Annotated in this window: 13 protein-coding genes, 1 rRNA gene and 1 riboswitch; of the genes, 12 read left to right on the top strand and 2 right to left on the bottom strand. The window is 34.1% G+C overall.

All coding sequences use genetic code 11. The annotated features are described in order from the left end of the window. The 11 genes from BUB05_RS15400 to BUB05_RS15350 all read left to right on the top strand — a co-directional run bounded on the left by BUB05_RS15400 (nt 1) and on the right by BUB05_RS15350 (nt 19914). Nucleotides 1–4404, top strand: a complete 4404-nt coding sequence (locus tag BUB05_RS15400) for a CCDC158 family protein (RefSeq protein ID WP_073050513.1) — start codon at nt 1–3, stop codon at nt 4402–4404. Then, nucleotides 4397–4564: an AbiH family protein gene (locus tag BUB05_RS19020; protein WP_094763001.1), complete on the top strand. Its 168-nt coding sequence runs from the start codon at nt 4397–4399 to the stop codon at nt 4562–4564. The genes BUB05_RS15400 and BUB05_RS19020 overlap by 8 nt, the downstream gene beginning before the upstream one ends. Nucleotides 4565–4718: 154 nt before the next feature. Next, nucleotides 4719–5585: a hypothetical protein gene (locus BUB05_RS15390; protein WP_073050512.1), complete on the top strand. Its 867-nt coding sequence runs from the start codon at nt 4719–4721 to the stop codon at nt 5583–5585. Nucleotides 5586–5694: 109 nt separating this feature from the next. Beyond that, the gene (locus tag BUB05_RS15385; protein ID WP_073050511.1) at nt 5695–10509 is read left to right on the top strand and encodes a RecQ family ATP-dependent DNA helicase; all 4815 of its coding nucleotides are present in this window, start codon (nt 5695–5697) and stop codon (nt 10507–10509) included. Nucleotides 10510–10608: 99 nt separating this feature from the next. Next, on the top strand, nt 10609–11580 hold the full coding sequence (locus tag BUB05_RS15380; RefSeq protein WP_073050510.1) for an O-acetyl-ADP-ribose deacetylase: 972 nt from the start codon (nt 10609–10611) through the stop codon (nt 11578–11580). Nucleotides 11581–11666: 86 nt separating this feature from the next. Beyond that, a complete protein-coding gene (locus tag BUB05_RS15375) occupies nt 11667–12317 on the top strand; it encodes a vWA domain-containing protein (protein WP_073050509.1) in 651 nt (216 codons plus the stop codon). A gap of 15 nt (nt 12318–12332) precedes the next feature. Next, entirely contained in the window at nt 12333–13154 is an 822-nt protein-coding gene (locus tag BUB05_RS15370) for an ADP-ribosylglycohydrolase family protein (protein WP_073050508.1), read from the top strand. A gap of 192 nt (nt 13155–13346) precedes the next feature. Next, nucleotides 13347–15359 carry a hypothetical protein gene (locus BUB05_RS15365; protein WP_139258036.1) on the top strand — a complete coding sequence of 671 codons (2013 nt, stop codon included), beginning with the start codon at nt 13347–13349 and terminating at the stop codon, nt 15357–15359. Further along, complete coding sequence (locus BUB05_RS15360) at nt 15334–17271, top strand: hypothetical protein (protein ID WP_073050506.1); 1938 nt, start codon at nt 15334–15336, stop codon at nt 17269–17271. The genes BUB05_RS15365 and BUB05_RS15360 overlap by 26 nt, the downstream gene beginning before the upstream one ends. Then, a complete protein-coding gene (locus BUB05_RS15355; protein WP_073050505.1) occupies nt 17261–17722 on the top strand; it encodes a hypothetical protein in 462 nt (153 codons plus the stop codon). Before BUB05_RS15360 ends, BUB05_RS15355 begins: the two co-directional genes overlap by 11 nt. A 717-nt stretch (nt 17723–18439) precedes the next feature. After that, a riboswitch (cyclic di-GMP riboswitch) is annotated at nt 18440–18522 on the top strand. 111 nt (nt 18523–18633) lie between these two features. Beyond that, nucleotides 18634–19914 (top strand): EAL domain-containing protein, encoded by a 1281-nt coding sequence (locus tag BUB05_RS15350; RefSeq protein ID WP_073050504.1) that lies wholly within the window; start codon nt 18634–18636, stop codon nt 19912–19914. A 198-nt stretch (nt 19915–20112) separates the two neighbouring features. Here BUB05_RS15350 and BUB05_RS15345 read toward each other — a convergent pair whose 3' ends face one another. Together BUB05_RS15345 and BUB05_RS15340 are read right to left on the bottom strand one after the other, a co-directional pair. Next, nucleotides 20113–20988 (bottom strand): GNAT family N-acetyltransferase, encoded by an 876-nt coding sequence (locus BUB05_RS15345; RefSeq protein WP_073050503.1) that lies wholly within the window; start codon nt 20986–20988, stop codon nt 20113–20115. Nucleotides 20989–21064: 76 nt separating this feature from the next. Beyond that, the gene (locus BUB05_RS15340) at nt 21065–21316 is read right to left on the bottom strand and encodes a hypothetical protein (RefSeq protein WP_073050502.1); all 252 of its coding nucleotides are present in this window, start codon (nt 21314–21316) and stop codon (nt 21065–21067) included. Nucleotides 21317–22114: 798 nt separating this feature from the next. Between BUB05_RS15340 and BUB05_RS15335 the strand changes: the two genes are divergently transcribed. Next, nucleotides 22115–22240: ribosomal RNA gene (locus tag BUB05_RS15335) — 16S ribosomal RNA — on the top strand; the annotation flags it as partial.

The following is a 22240-nucleotide window of genomic DNA, read 5'->3' as shown; positions in this document are numbered from 1 at the left end:
ATGCCGAAAATAAATAGACTCCGTATAACAAATTTTTCATACAATAATAATCGCAGACACATTATAGATGAAACCTTCGATTTTTATAATGGGGAAAATGCACTCCTTAGCCTTGCCAATGGTGGGGGAAAATCTGTTCTGGTACAGACAATCTTGCAGCCTATCGTACCAAAAACAAAGCTTTTAGGCCGTCCTATAAGTGATTTTTTTATTGGAAAGAAAGATCCGGCTTATATCATGATTGAATGGCTTCTTGATGACGGAGCCGGTTATTTACTAACCGGAATCGGAATTTCACCTACAATGAACTATAATCCAAATGCAGAAGAGGATAATTTGAACCTGCGTTTTTACACATTTAGCCATCATTATGAAGAAGGAAATAAATATGATATTAAAAATATACCCATAACAGAAGTAAAGAACAACGGTATTGTCGTTGCCGGATATAATGATATCAAGAAGTTGCTTAAATCTGAAGAAAACAAGGGGAATTATGATATCAATTATTACAATTCCACAAAAGACGAACAAGTGACATATGAGCGCAGACTGAATATGTACAGTATATCCAGGAATGAATGGAAAGAATTAATGGTCAGCATTAATCAAGCTGAGCATGGCGTTTCGGAAGTGTTTGCAAAGTGTAAAAGTTCAAGACAAGTAATGGAGCAATGGGTCATTAAGTATATTGAGAAGGTCTTGGACAAATCAACAGAAGACAAAATGTCAGACCATCAAAAGCTTGAGGAAATGATGGTTCAAGTTGCAAGTTCAGAAGTGGAAAATGAAAGTTTTATTCAAGAGTATGATGAAATAGAAAAATTCAAATATGATCTTACAAAAATTGATGAAGCATCTAAAGAAATTTGTGGGCTGCTTGATGATGAAGATAAAAAGAAAAAAGAACTAGTTGGAATTTATCATTTCTTTTCAAATAAAATGGAAAAAATGATAGCAGATGAAGAACAGATGAAAGGTGAAGTAGAGGTCAAGGAACGCGAAATCCAGCATATTGATCTAGAAGAGAAATCCTATGAAATTCACAAGATTGATAATGAAAAAGATGAATTGACAGAGAGACTTGGACAAATCAGAGAAGAATTAGGTAAGGTCAATACGGCCATTGAACAGCAGCAAAATGAATTGAAATTACAGCAGGGAGCTCGTGAATATGAAGTCATAAAGGAAAAAATGAAAGAGGAAGCCGAACAGAAAAAGCTACTGGACAATGCAACAAAAAATCAGGAAGACCTCTTGAAAGAAATGAGTCAAATTGAATATTCATTGAAGTGCCTGTATTCAAAACAAATTGAATCCTTAAGAGAAGAAATTAATAAAAATGAGGATGAACTAAAAAAATCCAAGGCAAAAAAAACTGAAATATCTGAACAGGTAAATATAAAGAACAAGGAAGTGAATAGACTAAGTACCAGGAAGGGCGGATTGGAGGCTAAAACAGAAGATTTTCTCAAATATGAGAGTAAGTTGCTTGAAGAGCTTGGTATATCACTACCAAGAAACCCACTGTTGGGTGAATTGAACCAAGAAGATATTAATGAAGTAATTAATGTCTATGATACAAAGCTAGAAGACCTTGATTTAGAACATGAAAGGGTTAAAAAGAACATTTCTGAGTGTGATGATCAAATAAAAACTGAAAACAAGCGTTTGTCAGATATGGACCAGAAAATAAGAGAAGAGGAAAATGAGCAATTTAGTAACAAGAATGCGATTGCCCAATATGAAGACGAAAAATCCAAAGTTATAAAAATTATTTCAAGGTATTGCAATAATCAATTTTCTGTCTTTGACAAAGAAGTCATAGTGGCCTATTTGCGAAATTCTTATGAAGAGTGGACACGTAAGGCTGTTACTACTGATATGGAAATCAATGAGCTATCTAAGATGATTAATGGTATTAAAGAAGGAATAAGTTATCTCCCTGCGACCTTAATCAATACATTACAAGATAATAATTTTGCTGTATATACAGGAGAGCAGTACTTGAGGGAATTATCCAGGGCAAATCGTGAAAAAATTATACTAAAAAACCCCTTGCTCCCTTACGGTTTAATTGCAACAGAGAAAGAACGGGAAATAATTGCTGAATTAGTCGAAGATATAGACCTAAGTCAATTGGTTCCCCTTTTTAGTCATGCAGACAAAGAAATGACGATAGAAGATAATGACAGGCAGATATTGAGTAATCCATCACTGTTAAAATATGACAATGATGGAATGGATACACATATCCAGAAAATTGAGAAGCAAATAGATGTCTTGAATAATGAAAAAAAAGAGGCTTTAGAGGTTGCGGAACAATACATCAATGCCTTAAAAGTGGTGAATGATTTTAAGTGGTCACTTGAGGATGAAAAAGATTTTTATAAAAACCGAAATGAGATTTCTAATCGACTTGGCAAAATGACTGCTGAGCATAGTGAGCTGCTGGAATCAATAGAACAATTAAATAAGCAACTTAGGAATTATGAGGACAAGTGTCGAGAATTATTAGAGGATAAAAAGAAATGCCTAAAGAATAGTGGTCTGTTCAAGGACTACTTAGATAAAGATAATGACTACTGTCTTAAGAATAAGGAATTGCTGAAAATTGTAACTGTAATAGAAAAGTTAAATAAAGAAATTACCAACCTGAGTAATGATGCAGAGAGGTTAGGTAATAGTATTGAGAATTCAAAGTTTGATCAGTCATTAAAAGTAGAAAAGTTAAATAGAATTGAAGATAAATATGATCTTTATAAAGAGGCTGCGGATGAAATAATCATTGATGCAACATTGGAGGAACTTGAAGGTATGCTAGAAGCCTGTAAGAAAAATGTTTCAGATGATGTAACAGTGATAGAGGCGCGGCTAAAAGGTACTATTAAAGACATAGGCAGATCGACAGATAATATAAGACGTCTTGGATTGAATTTGGAAGATGTACAAACTGTCGTATATTCTGCTAGAATTGAAGAAGAATTGCAGGATGAAATTAATCGATATAATGAATTGAGGGAAAAGCATGATAAGGATGAGAGGAATACGGAAAATAAGATAATAAGACTGGATGAAGCAAGGAAAATCAAAGTTAAAAGTCTCAATGGAAATCATATTTTGGATAGGAGTGAGATTAAAGGTGACTTCAAGAATAGACTGGAAAAAATAAGAACAAGTATTAGGTCGTTAAGAGATAAAATTAACAGGTTGACTAATCAAAAAAATCTTTTGAATATTCTAAACACACGTATAGAGTCGAAAATTGAATCGGTAGCCCAATTACAATATGAGCAGGATGTAGAAATCGAGATTAATGAAAAGACTGAAGGTAGAGTTAAAGAGTTAATTGAGCAATTTGGCGATTCAATAAAGAATTCAGGCGTTTCAATTAGTGCATTTGATAAAATTTGTAAAGCAGTAAAAAGTGCTTATGCAAATACTGTTTCCAATACGGTGGAGGAAGCAATTAAAGGTATATATTCACAGATTGATAATCTGACACGTAACTATGAAAAATACTATTATTTGACTGAGCGTATATCCTTTTATGATGAATTATTAAACAGTACCCTTAAGCTTATGCAAAGTAAAATTGATCAGCTTAAGCATAGCAAAAATGACTTGATTGAACATGCTTACATGGAAGCAAAGAACGTTTATGATGAGATCCCAAAAGTTGTCGATAACTCAAGCATTGAGTTTGATGGGGTTAAGAGAAAAATACTTGATATACAATATGACAAGATACAAAGTGATGAAATTGCCAAGGAGAAGATCAAGGACCATATACTTATCTGCCTGGAAAACATAACAAATGAAATCAAGAAAAATGAGGAAGAAATTAGGATAAGAAAAAATATTAACAAGGTTCTGTCAACTAAAGAGTTGCTAAATGTCATCAGTAATCTTGAGAACTTTAAGGTAAAAGCCTACAAGGTGGATATTTATGAAAAGAACAGGCATATGATGTCATGGGAGGATTTGATTGTTAAGAATTCAGGTGGGGAGAAATTCGTCGCCTATTTCTCTTTGTTGGTTGCACTGATTTCATATAGCCGTAAAAATACTCAAGCAGTTGACTTATTCAAGAAAAAAGAAGAAAGTAAAGTTTTGATTATGGATAATCCATTTGGACCAATAACATCAGGACACTTGCTGAAACCAATGTTTGATATCGCAAACAAGTATGATACTCAACTGATTTGCCTGTCAGATATCAAAGAAGGTGCAGTAATCAATAGCTTCAATCTGGTTTATAGCATTAAAATTCGCCAGAATATGATGAGACAGGAATATCTGGATATTGAAGAAAATAATTTTGCCGGCTTGAAAGTAGATGAAAAGCTTGAAAAAGCTTACCTGTACAGCAGGGCAAGCCAGATAAGTTTGTTGGATGAGTAGAGGAGAAGACATGAGATTATTTGTGATTGGTAATCGATTTGATTTGGCTCATAACATGAATACAAGGCATTCGGATTTTCGAGACTATTTAGAGGATGAGGAACTGTTAAGTGTTATCCTGAAAAGAAATATGATAACAGGACGAATTCGACGGGTTTAATGAATAAATTAGGTACCTGTAATACAACTATAACTTATTATGACAATGATAATAAATATTGGAATTTCAATAATTTTATTACATGTATCGGTTTATACCGAACAATTTAAAACGGTTTAGTAGCATTACTCCAAACCGATGAGAGGGGTAGGATATGAACAAAGAACAATACACTAACAGCAAAACTATAATAGATTTCATCGAATGGGTAAAGCCAAGAATATCCGGAGAAATAGAATTTAAACATTCTTATACCAGCAACAAGACAAAGCTTTATTGGTCCTGTAATTCTATTTACAATGCCTATGAGAATTATTCATGGCCATTTACATGTATTTTGCCAAATGGCAAGAAAATCAAAGGTAAGAGCTTTGGACAAAGTGAAGTGTTGCTTGAAAATATTGAATTTGGCATGAAATCTGCGATAATGAATAAGAATGCCAAAGACCTTCTATTGTATTCAAGAAGTATGCTTGATTGGGGAGGCGTTTTACGCAGTAACTATAATAAACTTGAGGATATGGGTGATCGAATAATTCAATTCTATGAGTTGGCTTCACGTAAACTGGATCCGGAGAGTGTAAATACAAGGGATAGTTTTGAAGGAATCATTATGAACTCGGGTTTTACCAAGTTGTATTCACTGATAATTGATGACTTCGTGATTTATGACAGCAGGGTTGGAGCTGCACTTGGCTTATTGGTCAGATATTATTTGGAAGATAGGGATATTGGTGTAATACCTGAAGAATTGAATTTTTCTTATGGCAATTCAAGACCTACAAAGTCAGATGTCGGACCTATTAATAAACGAAATCCCAGTAGCAGAAGATATAAGTTTACCCAATTGGCCAATAACGGCAAGAAGCATATTAAGAATAATATATATGCAAATTGGTTGTTGGGGGAAATTGCAAAAGAGTCTGAATTTAGCTCAGAGAAGAATCCAATCAGAGCATTAGAAGCGTCATTGTTTATGATTGGTTATCAGGTTAATACCGGAGAAAAACTTCCGGAATAGTGTGACTTGATTATTAATTCATATTCCTTTATGAATGCAAAAACAACTTACCGTGTGGATTTAAATACATAATCAGATTGTTGGATTGGTAAGAATATTAGAGGTTGATATGGCAAGGATAGTGTTTATAGATACGGAAGTGAATATGGATACCGGAAGAGTTGCCGACTATGGTGCTGTAGATGAATATGGTGCAGTTGTCCATACAGGTATTGAGGACGACTTTATTTCTTTTATTGGAGATGCCGATTACATATGTGGACATAATATTCTAAAGCATGATTTGGAATACATAGGAAGATCAAAAGCTAGACTAAAGGAAAAAGAAGCCATTGATACACTTCATCTATCACCACTGCTATTCCCCAAGAATCCATACCACAAGCTGGTCAAGGATGATAAATTACAGACGGAAGATCTGAATAATCCTGTAAATGATTCTATTAAGGCCAAGGAACTGTTTTTTGATGAGTTGAATGCATATAATAACCTGTCTCAGAATATGAAAGACATCTTCAATCTTCTCTTAAAGGATTCAAATGAGTTTAAGGGTTTCTTCAAGTATGCAAATATGAATCTCAAGAAGCCCAGACTGGCATTTTGGAAAAGCGACAGGAAAGAAAAAGACATCTTGAAGTTAATGGAGGCAGAGCTAAGGGGCAGGATTTGTGAGAATGTTGACTTAAAAGAATTAGTTGAGACCAGTCCCATAGAATTAGCATATGCAATAGCAGTGATCAGTTCAGGTGATGACATTTCAATAACACCCAGGTGGGTTGTAAAGTCATATCCCCAAGTGGAAAGAGTCATAACAATATTGAGGAGCAAGCCATGTAGTCTGGGATGTTCATATTGTCGTTCAAAACTAGATCCAACCCAGGGTCTTAGAGATTATTTTGGATATGAGAATTTCAGATCCTTTGATGGAAAAGAATTACAGAAGGAAGCAGCTTCAGCGGCAATGAAAGGAAAGTCTTTGCTGGCAATATTTCCAACGGGAGGAGGCAAGTCAATAACTTTCCAAGTTCCGGCACTCATGGCCGGCAAGGCTTCAGGTGGACTTACTGTAATCATATCGCCACTTCAATCATTGATGAAAGACCAGGTGGATAATCTTGAAACAAAAGGTATTACTTGTGCTGTCACTATTAACGGTCTACTGGACCCTATTGAAAGGTCGGAAGTTATTAGAAGGGTTGAAAATGGAGAAGCAAAACTTTTGTATATTTCTCCTGAATCCCTTAGGTCCAAATCAATGGAACGACTTCTCTTATCAAGAAAAATTGAAAGGTTCGTAATAGATGAAGCCCACTGTTTTTCAGCATGGGGACAGGATTTTAGGGTCGATTACCTATATATTGGTGAATTCATAAATAAACTCTGCCAAGCCAAGGGTCTAAGGGAAATGATACCGGTATCTTGTTTTACTGCAACTGCAAAGCAGGGTGTTGTAGATGATATATTTGCCTATTTCAAGGATTATACTGGTGCTGAAATGGAGTTTTTCTCCGCCAGTATTTCAAGGAAGAATCTATCCTATAAGGTGATAGAGTGTAAAAAAGCAGATAAGTATGACCGCTTAAGGTTATTGATTGAGGAAAAGCAAAAACCTACAATCGTTTATGCATCCAAAACCAAATTGACAGTAGAAATTGCAGACCGCCTTAAAAGTGATGGTTATAATGCTGCTGCTTATCATGGCAAGATGGAGAAACAGATAAAAAACAAGAATCAAGAGGACTTCATAGAGGGCAATATAGATATTATGGTTGCCACATCAGCCTTTGGCATGGGTGTTGACAAGTCCGATGTCGGTCTGGTTATTCATTATCAAATATCAAATTCCCTGGAGAATTATGTACAGGAAGCAGGCAGGGCCGGGAGGGACCAGACCATCAATGCCGAGTGTTTCATTTTATATGATGATAATGATCTTAATGAACACTTCAATATGCTGAATCAAACTAAGCTAAGTATCAATGAGATAGGTCAAGTTTGGAAAGCAATAAAGGATGTAACCAGGTCCAGAAAAAACATCACACAATCAGCACTTGAAATTGCCAGAAGAGCCGGTTGGGACGACAATATTTATGACCTGGAGACCAGGGTGAAAACTGCTGTCACGGCTCTTGAGCAGGCAGGTTATATTAAGCGCGGCCAAAATTCACCTCGAGTATATGCAGACAGTATTTTAACCAAGAGTGTCATGGATGCCCAAGCCATTATAAGAGCTTCAAAGAACATAGCTGAAGAAGATAAGGATTTGGCTGTTGCTATGGTTGCCATGTTGATTAAGGGTAAAAGTAGAAAAACCGAGGACAATGAAACAAGGGTTGACTATATAAGTGACCGTCTGGGAATTGACATTAAAAGAACCATCAGGATAATTATGTCATTGAGAGAAGAAAGGATACTGGCTGATGTTAAAGACTTATCTGCCTTCTTAAACGACGAAAGCAGTCAACAAAAATCAGCCAATCTCTTGAAATGGTCTGGAGAACTTGAGGGATTCTTAATTGATAATATTAGTCAAGACGGTGTTTATAATATTAAAGCCCTTAATGAAAAAGCGGACAAGGAAGGCCTTAAGAAGGTAACAACAGACAAGGTCATAACCTTGCTTAATTTCTGGGCCATCAAGGGCTGGATTAAGAAGGAGACTTCAAGAGGTGATAAAAACCACATCAGGGTTGCTTTTAAGAAGGACCATGATAATTTGGAAAAAATCTATAGAAATAGAATGAGTGTTTCCGATTTTATTCTGAATTATCTATACAATAAGAACTCAAGTGATGATAAAGCCTTTGCAGTGGAGTTCTCTGTGAATGAATTGAAAGAGGAATACAATTACGCAAATCAGTTGTTTGGTAAACAAGTAAGTCTCAAGGATGTGGAGGAGGCGCTGTTTTATTTATCCAGGATAGGTGCATTAAAGATAGAGGGTGGATTTTTAGTCATTTACAACCGGATCAATATTCAAAGACTGGAACTTGATAATCGAATAAAATACAAAATAGATGATTACGTGACTCTGGATACTTATTACAAGCAAAAGGGACATCAAATTCATATAGTGGGTGAATATGCCAAGAAGATGCTCAATAATTATTTAGGTGCCTTGAAGTTTGTGGACGACTATTTCCACTTACAGTACAAATCTTTCTTAAAGAAATACTTTGGCGGGGACAAAAGGGACATGATAGATAAAAATATTACGCCAAAGAAATTTGAAGACTTGTTCGGCGCCTTGTCAGTGGCCCAATTATCAATTATAAGAGATAATGAATCCAAATATATCGTTGTTGCTGCAGGTCCCGGCAGTGGGAAGACAAGGATATTGGTTCACAAGCTGGCATCCTTGCTCTTGCTGGAGGATGTAAAACATGAGCAGTTGTTGATGTTGACCTTTTCAAGGGCTTCTGCCATTGAGTTCAAGAAAAGACTCAAGGACCTTATCGGTGGTCCAGCCAATTACATCGACATAAAGACCTTTCATTCATATTGTTTTGATTTACAAGGAAAGGTTGGTGATATCGACAGGTCTGGAAGTATAGTTGCCGAGACAGGACAAATGATAATGAAGGGAGAGATTGAAAAGTCAAGAATAACAAAAACCGTAATGGTGGTAGATGAAGCTCAGGATATGGACAAAAATGAGTTTGAGTTTATCCGGGCAATGGTTAAACAAAATGACAACATGAGAATAATTGCTGTTGGCGATGATGATCAGAACATATATGCCTTTAGGGGATCAAGTTCTCAATACATGAAAAGGATTTTGAATGCATCGGATGCAAAAATGTATGAGTTGGTTGAGAATTACAGAAGTAAGCCTAATTTGATAAAGCTGTCAAATGGCTTTGCATCAACAATCGAAAACAGAATGAAAAGCATGCCCATTCTTCCCGTAAGAAAGGATGACGGGGAGATTACATCTTGTTTTTATAATCACTCAGACCACATGATAGGAAATGTTGCCGACTCGATTCTCAAGAAGGACTGGAGTGGAAACACCTGTATTTTAACCAATACAAACTTTGAAGCCTTGCAGGTGACCGGCCTGTTGACTGAGATGAAGGTAAAGGCAAGGCTGATTCAATCCTATGACAACATTAAGCCCATAAATCTGAATGAGATCAGGTACTTCTTAAGCAAATTACACATGGATGAAGACCTGCATATAATTGATAAGACACAGTGGTTGAATGCAAAGAAATCTTTGTTCAGTAAATTTGCCGCCAGTGATAATTTGGATACCATAAGAAGAATGATTAGTGATTTTGAAGAAACATCCGGCAAGGTAATGTACATATCGGATTTGATGATTCATTTTAGGGAATCCAAGTTGGAAGATTTTGTTGGCACAAGTGATCAGGCTTGTTATGTTTCTACAATTCATAAAGCCAAGGGTAGAGAGTTTGACAATGTCCTGATAATGCTTGACAGATTTGATGCTAATAGTGAGGAACAGAAGAGAGCCTTGTATGTTGCTATGACCAGGGCAAAAAACAACCTGGAGATACACTACAAGGATAATGAACTTCATAATATTATCGACCTAATGGGCCAAGGTGTGCACCACTTGTCACCATCCAAGACAGATGATAATCTGTCAAAATTGTACCTGCCCCTTTCCTATAAGGACGTTTTTTTGAGCTATAGCTATGAAAAGAAAGTAAGTGGTCTGCTTGAGAATCTTGTTGGTGGTGACCAGCTGATTGTAGATATGAATGGTTGCTATGATAGGGAGAAAAACCAGGTTTTGATATTCTCCAGGAAGTTTAAGAATGAATTACAATCATATTTGAATAAAGGATATGCTTTCTCCACTGCCAGAGTCAGACATGTTGTCTTTTGGAAATCAGAGGATGCAGAATATGATACTAGAGTGTTGCTTCCTATTATTGAACTTACAAAAAAGTGACGTTGGTAGCTGGGCATGACAAATAACTTTATGAGTTTTGAGACGGTAGTAAACATTGGACTTTCAATGGATTTAGAGACGAAAACCAGGAGGTATTAAATGCCATTTGAAATAATCAGAAATGATATAACCAAAGTACAAGTGGATGCAATAGTAAATGCAGCCAATAAGTCTCTGCTGGGTGGTGGAGGAGTTGATGGAGCGATACACAGGGCTGCAGGCAAGGACCTCTTGGCCGAGTGTCGTAGCCTTGGTGGATGCGAGACCGGCCAGGCCAAGATCACCAAAGGATACAAGTTGCTGGCAAAGTATGTCATCCATACTGTCGGACCTGTATGGCATGGAGGCAACTGTAAGGAGCTTGAATTATTGGCATCCTGCTACAGGAATTCACTTGCACTGGCAAAGGAATACAAGCTTGAAAGCATTGCCTTTCCTCTAATTTCTGCCGGTGCATTTGGCATGCCAAAGGATAAGGCCCTCAATGTAGCAATGTCTGTTATTGGTGAATTCCTGATGAATAACGACATGATGGTTTACATGGTGGTTTTTGACAAGGATGCAGTAGTGCTGTCGGAGAAAGTCTTCAAGTCAATAAAGCAGTATATTGACGACAGGTATATCGAAGACAATTTATTAAAGAATTCAGCCAATGTGTACAGAGGTGTATTCTCGGAAACAGTTACTGTTTTTGAATCCAAGCGAAAACTGGAAGACCTGGTTAATCAGACGGAAGAAAGTTTTTCTACAATGCTGTTGCGACTTATAGATGAAAAGGGTAAGGATGATGTAGAAACCTATAATGGAGCCAATGTTGACAGAAGACTTTTTTCAAAGATTCGAAATAACATTGGCTATAAGCCTAGCAAGTATACGGCAGTAGCATTTGCCATATCACTGGAGCTGAATCTTGATGAGACCAAAGACCTCTTGATGACTGCCGGCTATGCCCTTTCCCACAGCAGCAAATTCGATATAATCATTGAGTATTTTATAGAAAATGAAAACTACAATATCTTTGAAGTCAACGAGGCCCTCTTCTATTTTGAACAAAAAACCCTTGGTTGCTGATTTGTCTCTTTTCATGCGACCTCTGCCTTTAGGAGAAATGGTATCCTTTAATCACAATAAGAAATGATTGAAGGAGGACAAAGAAAATGAAAAAGGGATTAACGGAACTGGTTTTTATACTTGACAGAAGCGGATCAATGAGCGGACTTGAAAGTGATACCATAGGTGGCTACAATTCCTTGCTTGACAAGCAGAAAAAGGAAGATGGTGAGGCGGTGGCAACTACTGTATTGTTTGACGACAGGTATGAATTGCTCCACGACAGGGTTGACTTGAAGGAAATTCAACCAATAAGTCACAAGGAATATTTTGTAAGAGGTACTACTGCCTTGCTGGATGCAGTGGGAAAAACAATCAACAGGATATCATATGTACACAAGCATATAAGGGAAGAAGACAGACCTGAAAATGTTATGTTTGTAATAACTACAGACGGCATGGAAAATGCCAGTCGTGAATACACCTACAAGAATATTAAGGACATGATCAGCAGGCAGAAGAAAGAATACAATTGGGAATTCATATTCCTTGGCGCAAACATTGATGCTGAAGCAACAGCTGAGAGTATTGGCATTAATAGAGACATGGCAGCAAGCTTTGTTTCTGACAGCAAGGGTACAGAGCTAAATTATGACGTCATTGGAGAAGCTGTCAGCTGCATGCGTGAGAACAGGTCTGTGTCCAGGGACTGGAAGAAAAGGATTGATGAGGATATGAGGAAGAGGAAGAATAAATAGTGAGGGGGATTTGATATGTTGGGAGCTATAATTGGCGATATAGTAGGATCAAGATTTGAAGTTGAAAATATCAAGACAAAGGAATTTGAGTTATTTACGGATGAGTGTCTTATTACTGATGATAGTGTAATGACCATGGCTGTAGCAAAAACATTGATTGAGCTTGAACAAATTTGGAAAAATAAAGCTGATTTTACTGGTGATGAATACTTTAAGGAAGTAGAGAAACTTGCAATAAAGAATATGCAGGAGCTTGGAAGAATGTACCCATTACATGGATTTGGGGGTATGTTCTTGCACTGGATTTTCACTGAGAATCCAGTGCCATATAATAGTTTTGGAAACGGGGCGGCAATGAGGATAAGCCCCGTTGCTTTTGGTGTTTCGGATGAAGATGAAGTCAAAAAGTTGACTAAAGCAATAACCGGTGTGAGCCACAACCATGAAGAAGGCTATAAGGGCGCTGAGGCTACGTCTATGGCAATATATATGGCTATTGAAGGATGCAGCAAGGAAGAGATTAGGAATCGAATAAGTGAAGAATATTATCCGCTTGACTTCAAGATTGATGATATCAGGGATGATTATGAATTTGATGTGACATGCCAGGGCAGTGTTCCACAAGCAATTACTGCATTTCTTGAATCAGAGTCTTTTGAGGATGCAATAAGAATAGCAGTGTCCGTAGGTGGGGATAGCGATACAATAGCTGCCATTGCAGGATCAATTGCTGAGGCTTATTATGGGATTCCTGTAGAATTGAAAAGAAAAGCTGTTACTTATTTGGATGATTATCTTTTGGGTATATATAAAGAGTGGTATGGGTTGGGTGTGTAAATTCAACCTTGTTGTGTAATTTATCTGCAATCAATGGTTTTTTATTGTGACTGATGATTATTAGTGATACAATTAATGTTGAAATATGCTGAATGGGGATTGGGTATTATAGAGTGTTTCAAGGGAAGAATGGTAGAGACTATTGAGTATACGAGTATATTGAAGAAAAATTTAGTATATAAGGAGAATAGCATGAATGATAATAATTACAACATAGAACCTGAGATATTATTGAAAGGATTAAATGGTAAACTATGGAAAACTTATGGTAAATGCAAAGCCTTAGGTTTGATTAGAAACAACGGTGATGAAAAAGAGTTTACTGATAAATTTAAAAACATATTAAAGAGAAGTTTCATAGCAGAAGCTTTCTATAACAAGTATATGATCGCTGTTTCAGGGACGCAGGGTGTGGGGAAAACAACCATGATGATGAATTTATATGAAATCCCTGATGGATATCTTCCGAATGTTATAGGAAGAGGAGAAAAAGCTGTAGTGATGATTACTGAAAAGGATATTGATGAAATTAAGTGCTACACAACTAAGGTTGATATAGAAAACGAGAGTAATTTTACAACAAATATATTATCAAAAGAAGAAATGTATAATGGATTAATTAATCCTGCATCTGATGTTATCTATTATGAGTTGGTTGTACCAAAGAGATACTTTCCACATGGAGAATGTTCTTTTATTTTGCTTCCTGGAATAGAGGATAATGGGACAGCAGAAGATGATTTTACAAAATATGTACTTGAACAGGCATCAAATACAGTATTTGTTTTTTCATCTACAAAATTAGCACAAGAGCATAATATGAAATTGATGAGTAAAGTTTTAGAAGAATTCAAATATGATAAACCAATCTTTGCGCTTTCTTTTTCAGATCAAGACAACTCAGGTACTGATGAGCTCAAAGGATCTTTCAGTGAGGATTACAATATTGATGAAGATAGAATTATTAAAGTTGGTACAGACCCAGTAGTTATGGAAGAGTGGAGACAAGAAATTATCAGGTCAATAAATTCTTATTCATCATTACAAAGAGCAGGACGAGAAAGACAACTGACTAACATAAATGATATGATACTGGATGACCTATTTACATTATTGGACGAAATCGATGACAGGATATATATGAATAATATCAAAGATCCTAGTGCTGGGGAAGTGGATAAAATATTCAATTGGATGGCAGATGTAGCAATTAAGGTTAAAAAAGATTTATATGAAGAAATAGATAAGGAGATTCGAGATATAAGCAAGAATGCAATAGAAGAGGTTTGTACAAAAATTGATAAAACAAAAAAATTACATAGGATTATATATAGTATTGATAAAAATAGGAAGTATATCAATCAACTGAATGAAAAGATTGATGAGAGTTGGGAAAATAACGATAATAATAAATTGTTGAGTGACTGCATTGAGAGAGTTAACAGTAAGAGAACCATGTTTTATCCACCTTCAATAATTGAAAATGAGAAAAACCAAAGAATTGTGGACTCTGATGATTCAACTGTTGAAATTCTATCTAATTTAATGAATGTTGAATCGCAAGAAGTGATAAATGTAGGAAGTAGTATAAAACAGGAGGTTAAGAAAATACCATATCTCTCTAATGAAATTATTAGAATACAATATTTGAGAGATATTGGATTGTTGAAAAATGAAGACTTTGATGTTTCAAATGAAGTTATGGGATTAGCACCAACTTATGGTGAATATAATTTAATTGATGAATTGAAGTATGCTTCAGAAAAAAGAGGAGCAGTGTTAAAGGGAATAGGGGTTCTAATGGGAGTAGATGCATTGGATGGTACAATTAATGTTGTACCAGCAATAGCAGAATCTATTGGACTGCATATATCGTCAACAATGGCAACTGCATTATTTGGAGGGATAGGAGCAATTGGTTTATTTGTTAGTTTGAGGAGAACATTGAATGCAAGAGAAATTGCAGAGATTGAGTATTCAAAAGAAATGATAAAAGCTATCGGTGGCAAGTATAAAGAAAATACTGTTAAATTATATGAAGATTATTTTGATAGATTTAACGATTATTTAAGAGAAAAGCTTGAATTGCGATATCATTGTGAAGAAAAGGATAATTTAGTATTCGGTATAAAACTATTCTTATCTGATATAAGATCTTATGGAAGAAGGATATTAGAAAATGGACAAGATCATCCGTTCAACTAAAGAGGACTTGATAAAAAACAGATTAGACTGGGTAAATAAAGCTCATAAAGAATTTGTAGGGTTACTGAAAGATGATTATTTAAGTGAAATAGTAGAACGTCAGGAAAAAGGTGAGACATATACTGTTGTATATGGTAGGGCACAGGTTGGAAAGACATCACTAATTTTAAAACTGTTGGGAATAAGAGATGACAGTTATGATGTAGTTTCCAAAGTATTGAGAGGTGGAAGAAAGATTGGTGAGTCATCCACAGTAACTACAATGATTTACTGTAAATCATATGACAATAAATATAGAGTGAAGTATGATCAAGAATATAAAAACTTCACTGATAATAAAGAAGTTGAGGGTTTCTTTTCAAAATTAAGAAATAAGATTACCGACAATTCTTTTAGGAATGAAAAGGAGATTGAGATTATGATTCCTAAAAGATTTTTCTATGACAATAGTGATGAGTGTGTAAATATTGTAGACTTACCAGGTATAGAGTCTTCTGATTCTTCAGAGAAAGAAATAGTAAATGAGCTTTATAGAAAATATTTACCCATGTGTGGCAAAGTATACATAGTAGAAGAAATTAATCAGATACTGTATTTGAATAAATTGAATAAGACACTATTTTGGACAGATTATCCTGACAAATATAGAATTGTATTAACAAAGTGTATTTCCAATGATTCTATAAAGAAAAAAATAATGAGTGTCGATAAATTGAATAAACATTCTTATTTAAATCTAATTTATGCAGAGCTTGAAGGAACTTTTAAAAAAGATATGAAGAACAAATGCTATCCGGTTGAAGTTGGCAAATCCTTCAACGAGCTAAGAGAAAATAATCCAAATGTTTTTGAGAAAACAGAAAGTATAATAAATGAATTAATAAACGAGTTGAGAGAAGATGTTTGCATCTCTCTTTCTGATTTTAACCTTTTTACTATGAACACTAGAATTAGTAGTCAATATAGGGAAAACATAGAGAAAGAAAAGCAGAAGTTTCAGAAAGAGTTGAAAAAAATAAATAATGTTATTAAGGAAGTGGAGAACGATAAGAAAAAATGTGAATCTGTATCCAAAAATCTAAATAGAGATATTGAGAAACTAAAAAGCAAAGTTAATGAAACGGCATTAAATATAATGATAAAAAGTCCTATTAGATTCAAACCTTTTACAGAAGTTAATGGTAATAAGGGTATTAAAAAGAAAGATATAAAAAACCTTTTTGAAGAGTATGAAAAAGAATTTAAAAGAAATTGGAGAGAATTTTCAAAGAAATCATTTGAATCAGTAAAATCAGATGATGAAAAAGTCCATTATATAAATAAGATTTTATCGGATTTGCCTGTATTAAAAATAAGTTTTGAAAAATTAGATATAAACAAGACTATTAACATTTTGAATGCGGCTTCAAATGAAATAACACGACTTATAACTGGTAATGTAAGTTGTAGATTCAAGTATGGAATGTTTGATTCAAAAAGTAAATTAATTAGAAAGTTTGAATCAGAAATAGAAACTATGGAAGAAGAGTTGTCAAAGCAAGTAAATAAAATTATTGAAGAAATAAATAGATTAAAATTCAGTATTAAGAAAAATATTGACGATAGAAGAAGTGAGTTGAGGGATTGTAATGATTTAATAAACAAAAAGGAAAAATATATCAATATTAACATGAGAGAACGAAGTAATATTGAAAAATCCAGAGATGAATTTGAGCTTAGAACAAAAAAAGAGTTAGAAAACCTTAATAATAGGACGTTACTAATTGAAAAAGAATTTAAGAATAATCTTATTGAATTAACCAATTCTTTGAATGAATCAAAAAATGATATAGAATCAATCAATATATTAGAGAAAATTAGCTTTATGATTATGGATTATTCTTATCAACAGGGAGAGTACAATGCAAGATAGTAGCAAAAACAAAATTCTTGAAGAATCATTATCTGACAATACTAGAGAGTCTCTTAAAAATTTGTATAAAGATATCTTTGTAGATGAATTATTTAAGGAAATCGGAAAGAAGTTTGAGGGTGAATTTGAAAAGAATAAGAAGCTTTCGGAAGATTCACGTAAGGCAATCACCAGTAGATTAAAACGTACAGAAGAAGAAATCAATAAAAAATTCAAAGAAGTTGATGAGTTTCTTGATAACAGTTATAAAATCAATGAGAAGACATATGCCAATGTTAAAAGTATGGTTGAAGAAATAAACATACTAAAAAATGGAATTGAAAGCATAGGTCAAAAAAATATGGAGATTAGTAAGCGTTGGAATAAGAAGTGGTTACTAATCTTAAGTGTACTGATATTGGATTTTGTGGCTTTAGTTTTGATATTATTGAAAATATGGGGAATAATATGAGGATTTTCAATATGATAAGCGTAGTAAATGGTATTGAGATTTTTGAGATACATGATTTTATACGTTGCTTTATGAATACTAAAGTTTACAACCGCAATAAATTTGCTAAGGCAATTTCCGGTTTCTGGATGTACCAGAATTAGCCGTAGAAGTAGAGTTCTATTAAACAGTAAGCAATTAAATCGAGTATAACAAATAGATTGATTTCTAAATCACAATTTGAAAAAGCACTTTAATATGTGCCTTTGAAAAGTACAACACAATTACAATAGTTGCAGGGACCATCATATCTGTATGCGATTCTAATGGATCCCAGAATCAGAAGGATGAAATGGTAATAAACTTATCCCAAACCTCATAGAATAGAGGGTTTTAGTTATTTATAAACGAAAACATAGATTGTGTAATCAGCCCGACGAATTTATATCTGTCTTTAAAGTATAACCAGATATTCAATTTGAGGCTTAGAATATTAATTAGAAAATGATTGGTAGTCACTTTCAATTTCTTCCTTATTATATAGGGATAGTATTTTGTATACAAAACTGATAAGAGTAAGTTTATATTTATCTCACTGAAATGAGGCTTATGGCATTTTTTTTAGTTTTTGTAAAACTGAAGATTGCTATTTGCAAACAAATCATTTGACATGTTAATTTGTTTTTTATATAATCTTGATAAATGAATAGTAAATTTTAACTTCACTTATAAATAATGTTCCGACAAAGGCAAACTTACTGAAAGGTAAGGACGCAAAGCTACAGGTCTAAGGAATTTTCTATGACGGTTGAGCTACCGAAGAGACATAATTAACATTGTAGATAGTCGAGAAGGATATTTGAGTGAAAGTTTCCTGATTAGCGGGAAGCATATTTGAGGTTCAATATTCAATTTTAATGGAGGTCAGTACAATGTTAAATGATGAAGTGTCAATAAATGAATATAACGGTTTGAAGAATGTTAACAAATTATATGAAGATTTAGACATATTGATGAATGATGAAGATATAAATGAGTTTACTGCTTTTGTTTTCGAGGTTACAAATTTGAGTCGGATAAATAAGTTCAATGATTATTCTATAAGCAGAAAATCCATACAATATACTATTGATATTGCCAAAGAGATATTTGATAAGTGTGAACCATATTCTTTATGCAACAATGAATTTGTTCTAATTTTAGAAGAATCAAATATTGATGCTACATACAAAAAAAGCATACAGTTCTTAGAAATATTTAACAATCCGATTTTGATAAATAACGTTCCAATTAATTTGGAGTTAAAAAGTAGTATTCTAAAATATCCAATACATGGAGATAAAACTGAAATATTTTGTAATAATCTTAGCAGATCATTGCTGCAAGAAGGTAGGGAAATTGATAATTTATCAATTTTCAGCAATTCACTAGCAGATGTTTTTCAAAAGGAACATTCTATAATGTGTGAAATATTTCATGCTCTTAATAATAATGAGTTAAGAGTTGAATATCAACCAATATACAATATGATTGATGATGTAATTATTGGTGTAGAAGCATTATTGAGATGGGATAGCCTGAAAATGAATATTGGGGAAATAATTGATATAGTTGAAAGGCATGATTTAATTAATTATGTAACAAAATGGGTCGCTAAAGAAGTCATTAAACAATTATCTGAATGGAAAAAGAAGGGTATTACAACAAAAGTATTCATTAAAGTATCATCTGAAGACCTTAAAAATGATTACTTTTTAAATTATTTAGTGAAAAGTGTTGAGAAAAGTGATATAGAGTCAAGTATGTTAGGAATTGAGTTAACTGAAAGGTGTATATATAATAATATTAGAAGCATAGAGGTTCTTTTAAATAAGTTTATAAAACATGGATTTGAAATCTCACTAGACAATTATGGAACTGGGTATAATTTACTTAGAAATGTATTTAAGTATCCTTGTCACAATATAAAGATAGATAAGTTTTTTATAAGTAATATCGAGAATGATGCTGCTTATTCATTTATAGAAGGTGTTATTAATTCAGCAAAAGAATTTGATATTAATGTTTTTGCAGAGGGTGTAGAGACTGAAACTCAATTTATGATTTTACAATCTTTGGGATGTCAAGTCATTCAAGGATATTATTTCAGTAAACCGCTAAAACCTGAAGATATTAGCAAACAGTTAATGCTAGCAAAAGAACAATTGTTATAAAGAATAGTTTGCTAAGGAGAACTATTGACAGTTGCTAATGTGATTATAGAAGATTTGAGCCAGGATAATTCCTGGCTTATTTATTTTTTTAGCATAAGCGTATTGTGTAAATATTTGCCCTAGTGGCATAGTAAGAATGACCGATTATTTTTTGAATAGATACTTTATCGGCTCCAAAAGCGGCTGGTCAGATTATAGTCAACTATTTACAGAGAGCTTGTACCAGGTAGATAGGACTTCCTTCTCCTCAAATCCTGTTTTAAGATAAAGTTCGTATGCAATTGTATTGGAATCTGCTACCATCATTTCGATTGCTTCAACTCCCAGGGAATAAAGATATCCCATTGTCTGGTTTAGCAGCATCTTGCCATATCCCTTGTGCTGACATGACGGTTTAATACCGATTGAATCTATCCATCCCTTCTTGCCGGTAATCCTTAGTTCGTAAACGCCTACGTAACCGCATTGGGTATCAAGCAATCCGTATTTATTGTTGTCATGATCATCCAATAATTCATATGCTTCCTTTACAGATAAAGAACCTCCATTGGGAGTATTCAGAAAGGAAGAAGTCATTATTTCAGCAAATGCGGGAGCATTTTCCTTGTTTAGCGCAACCAGGTTGTCGTATTCATACTCGATACTTCTATTATGTACTAATTTTATAAAACTATATGAACGTATGAAGTTGGATTCCATTACTGAATCTGCAAGAAAGAAGTTATGAGGTTTCAAACCAAGAGTTATAATGGCAGCCCCCGCATTTTTGCAAACAGAAACTGCATCCTCAAGCAAGTATCCGAAAACTTTCAAGGACTTGTCTGAAACATTGATTTCTGTAATATAGCCTTCTTTTTTTAAGCTTATTTCTGAAGTTACAATTCCTATGGAACCGATGAACTTGGAATTTTCATAATAGAATTTAAGATTTTCACCTTTTTCAAAGGTGCCGCCAGTAAGATATTTCTTTCTATCTTCAATATCTCCATAATACAGGCTTGTTGAATGACTGAGTATGAAATTTAGCGCTTCTTCCTTAAGTCTTTCGTCTAAAGATGAAAAGGATACTATCATAATTGCCTCCATATTAATTAGTTAATGCCATCCGTTAAGATTGATCCGGATGGCATTTGTTTACATTTATATTTTATCAGCAGACTGTAAGTCTTATTTCCTTATATGTTTTTTTTGAAATTGTTGCTATGTTTTCCCTGTCACATGATTTACAGTAGAAGGTATATGTAACTGATAACTCGTCCTCGCTTATGAGCTTGGCATAACTTATGTTTCTGTCGAAAGAATGTACCTCGGAATGAATAGAGTGCTTGTTGTTTTTATTGACTGGTTTCCATTTGATTTTCTCATCACAACATTTACATTTTTTGATTCTGACCCTGTTCATCTTTTCCTCCGACTAAATTATAAATCTCCAGTATATCGAGTTCGTCTAATTTTCAATCAGTTGAATCATTCCGACCGAATAAATAAAAAAATCCCAGCACAATAGAAGGGAATAGCACGTAATACATATAATCATGTCATGCTTGTAGACAAAGATATTAATGAGCTACCCTGTATATTCACAACAATAAAATTATAACATTTAATATATGAGATTTCAAGAATGGCAGGTTTGTAATGAGAATAAATTATAAGATAATATAAACTTATTGTTGACAATGATGTCATTAATCCCTATAATAGAAAAGCACTCTAAAAAAGTGCTGTGAAAGATGGCTTGAAAATAAAAACTGTGAAACCGAAAAACAACGGTTGACAAATGAAGATAAAGTCATTATACTGATAAAGCGTCTCGAAAGAGAATGTGGAAAAAGTCAGAAAAAGTCAGAAAAAGTTAAAAAAGCAGTTGACAAAACGAAACACAGTCGCTATACTATTAAGGCACCTTAAAAAAAGGCTGCAGGAAAGATAGTAAAGAACAAGTAAAAAACTTGTAAAAAAGATTTAAAAAAACTTGAAAAAACAGTTGACACGGAAAAGTAAGAGTGGTATACTGAACAAGTTGTCAAAACAAGCAACAGCAACGGATACAGCAAAGAACCTGGACAATAGAATAACACATAGTCAACGTAATTCTTAGAGTTAATTATGTAACAAACAAAAGTAATTTTGGGACTTTTTTAATAAGGAGAAGTCAGTGTAAGAAATGAGTTAAAGGCGAAAGCCTTAAATAGAGATTTTAAACGAGAGTTTGATCCTGGCTCAGGACGAACGCTGGCGGCGTGCCTAACACATGCAAGTCGAGCGGAACTGATAAAGTTTACTTTAACAGTTTAGCGGCGGACGGGTGAGTAACGCGTGAGTA

Origin of the sequence: Dethiosulfatibacter aminovorans DSM 17477 (genome assembly GCF_900142005.1) — a bacterium.
Taxonomy (GTDB): domain Bacteria; phylum Bacillota; class Clostridia; order Tissierellales; family Dethiosulfatibacteraceae; genus Dethiosulfatibacter; species Dethiosulfatibacter aminovorans.
This window is presented reverse-complemented; position numbering and strand designations above follow the sequence as displayed.

Excerpts from the sequence above, each read along its gene's own strand:
- BUB05_RS15340 (WP_073050502.1), bottom strand. The coding sequence starts at position 21,316 with ATGAACAGGGTCAGAATCAAAAAATGTAAATGTTGTGATGAGAAAATC.
- BUB05_RS15375 (WP_073050509.1), top strand. The coding sequence starts at position 11,667 with ATGAAAAAGGGATTAACGGAACTGGTTTTTATACTTGACAGAAGCGGA.
- BUB05_RS15370 (WP_073050508.1), top strand. The coding sequence starts at position 12,333 with ATGTTGGGAGCTATAATTGGCGATATAGTAGGATCAAGATTTGAAGTT.
- BUB05_RS15390 (WP_073050512.1), top strand. The coding sequence starts at position 4,719 with ATGAACAAAGAACAATACACTAACAGCAAAACTATAATAGATTTCATC.
- BUB05_RS15345 (WP_073050503.1), bottom strand. The coding sequence starts at position 20,988 with ATGATAGTATCCTTTTCATCTTTAGACGAAAGACTTAAGGAAGAAGCG.
- BUB05_RS15360 (WP_073050506.1), top strand. The coding sequence starts at position 15,334 with ATGGACAAGATCATCCGTTCAACTAAAGAGGACTTGATAAAAAACAGA.
- BUB05_RS15380 (WP_073050510.1), top strand. The coding sequence starts at position 10,609 with ATGCCATTTGAAATAATCAGAAATGATATAACCAAAGTACAAGTGGAT.
- BUB05_RS15350 (WP_073050504.1), top strand. The coding sequence starts at position 18,634 with ATGTTAAATGATGAAGTGTCAATAAATGAATATAACGGTTTGAAGAAT.
- BUB05_RS19020 (WP_094763001.1), top strand. The coding sequence starts at position 4,397 with ATGAGTAGAGGAGAAGACATGAGATTATTTGTGATTGGTAATCGATTT.
- BUB05_RS15365 (WP_139258036.1), top strand. The coding sequence starts at position 13,347 with ATGAATGATAATAATTACAACATAGAACCTGAGATATTATTGAAAGGA.
- BUB05_RS15385 (WP_073050511.1), top strand. The coding sequence starts at position 5,695 with ATGGCAAGGATAGTGTTTATAGATACGGAAGTGAATATGGATACCGGA.
- BUB05_RS15400 (WP_073050513.1), top strand. The coding sequence starts at position 1 with ATGCCGAAAATAAATAGACTCCGTATAACAAATTTTTCATACAATAAT.
- BUB05_RS15355 (WP_073050505.1), top strand. The coding sequence starts at position 17,261 with ATGCAAGATAGTAGCAAAAACAAAATTCTTGAAGAATCATTATCTGAC.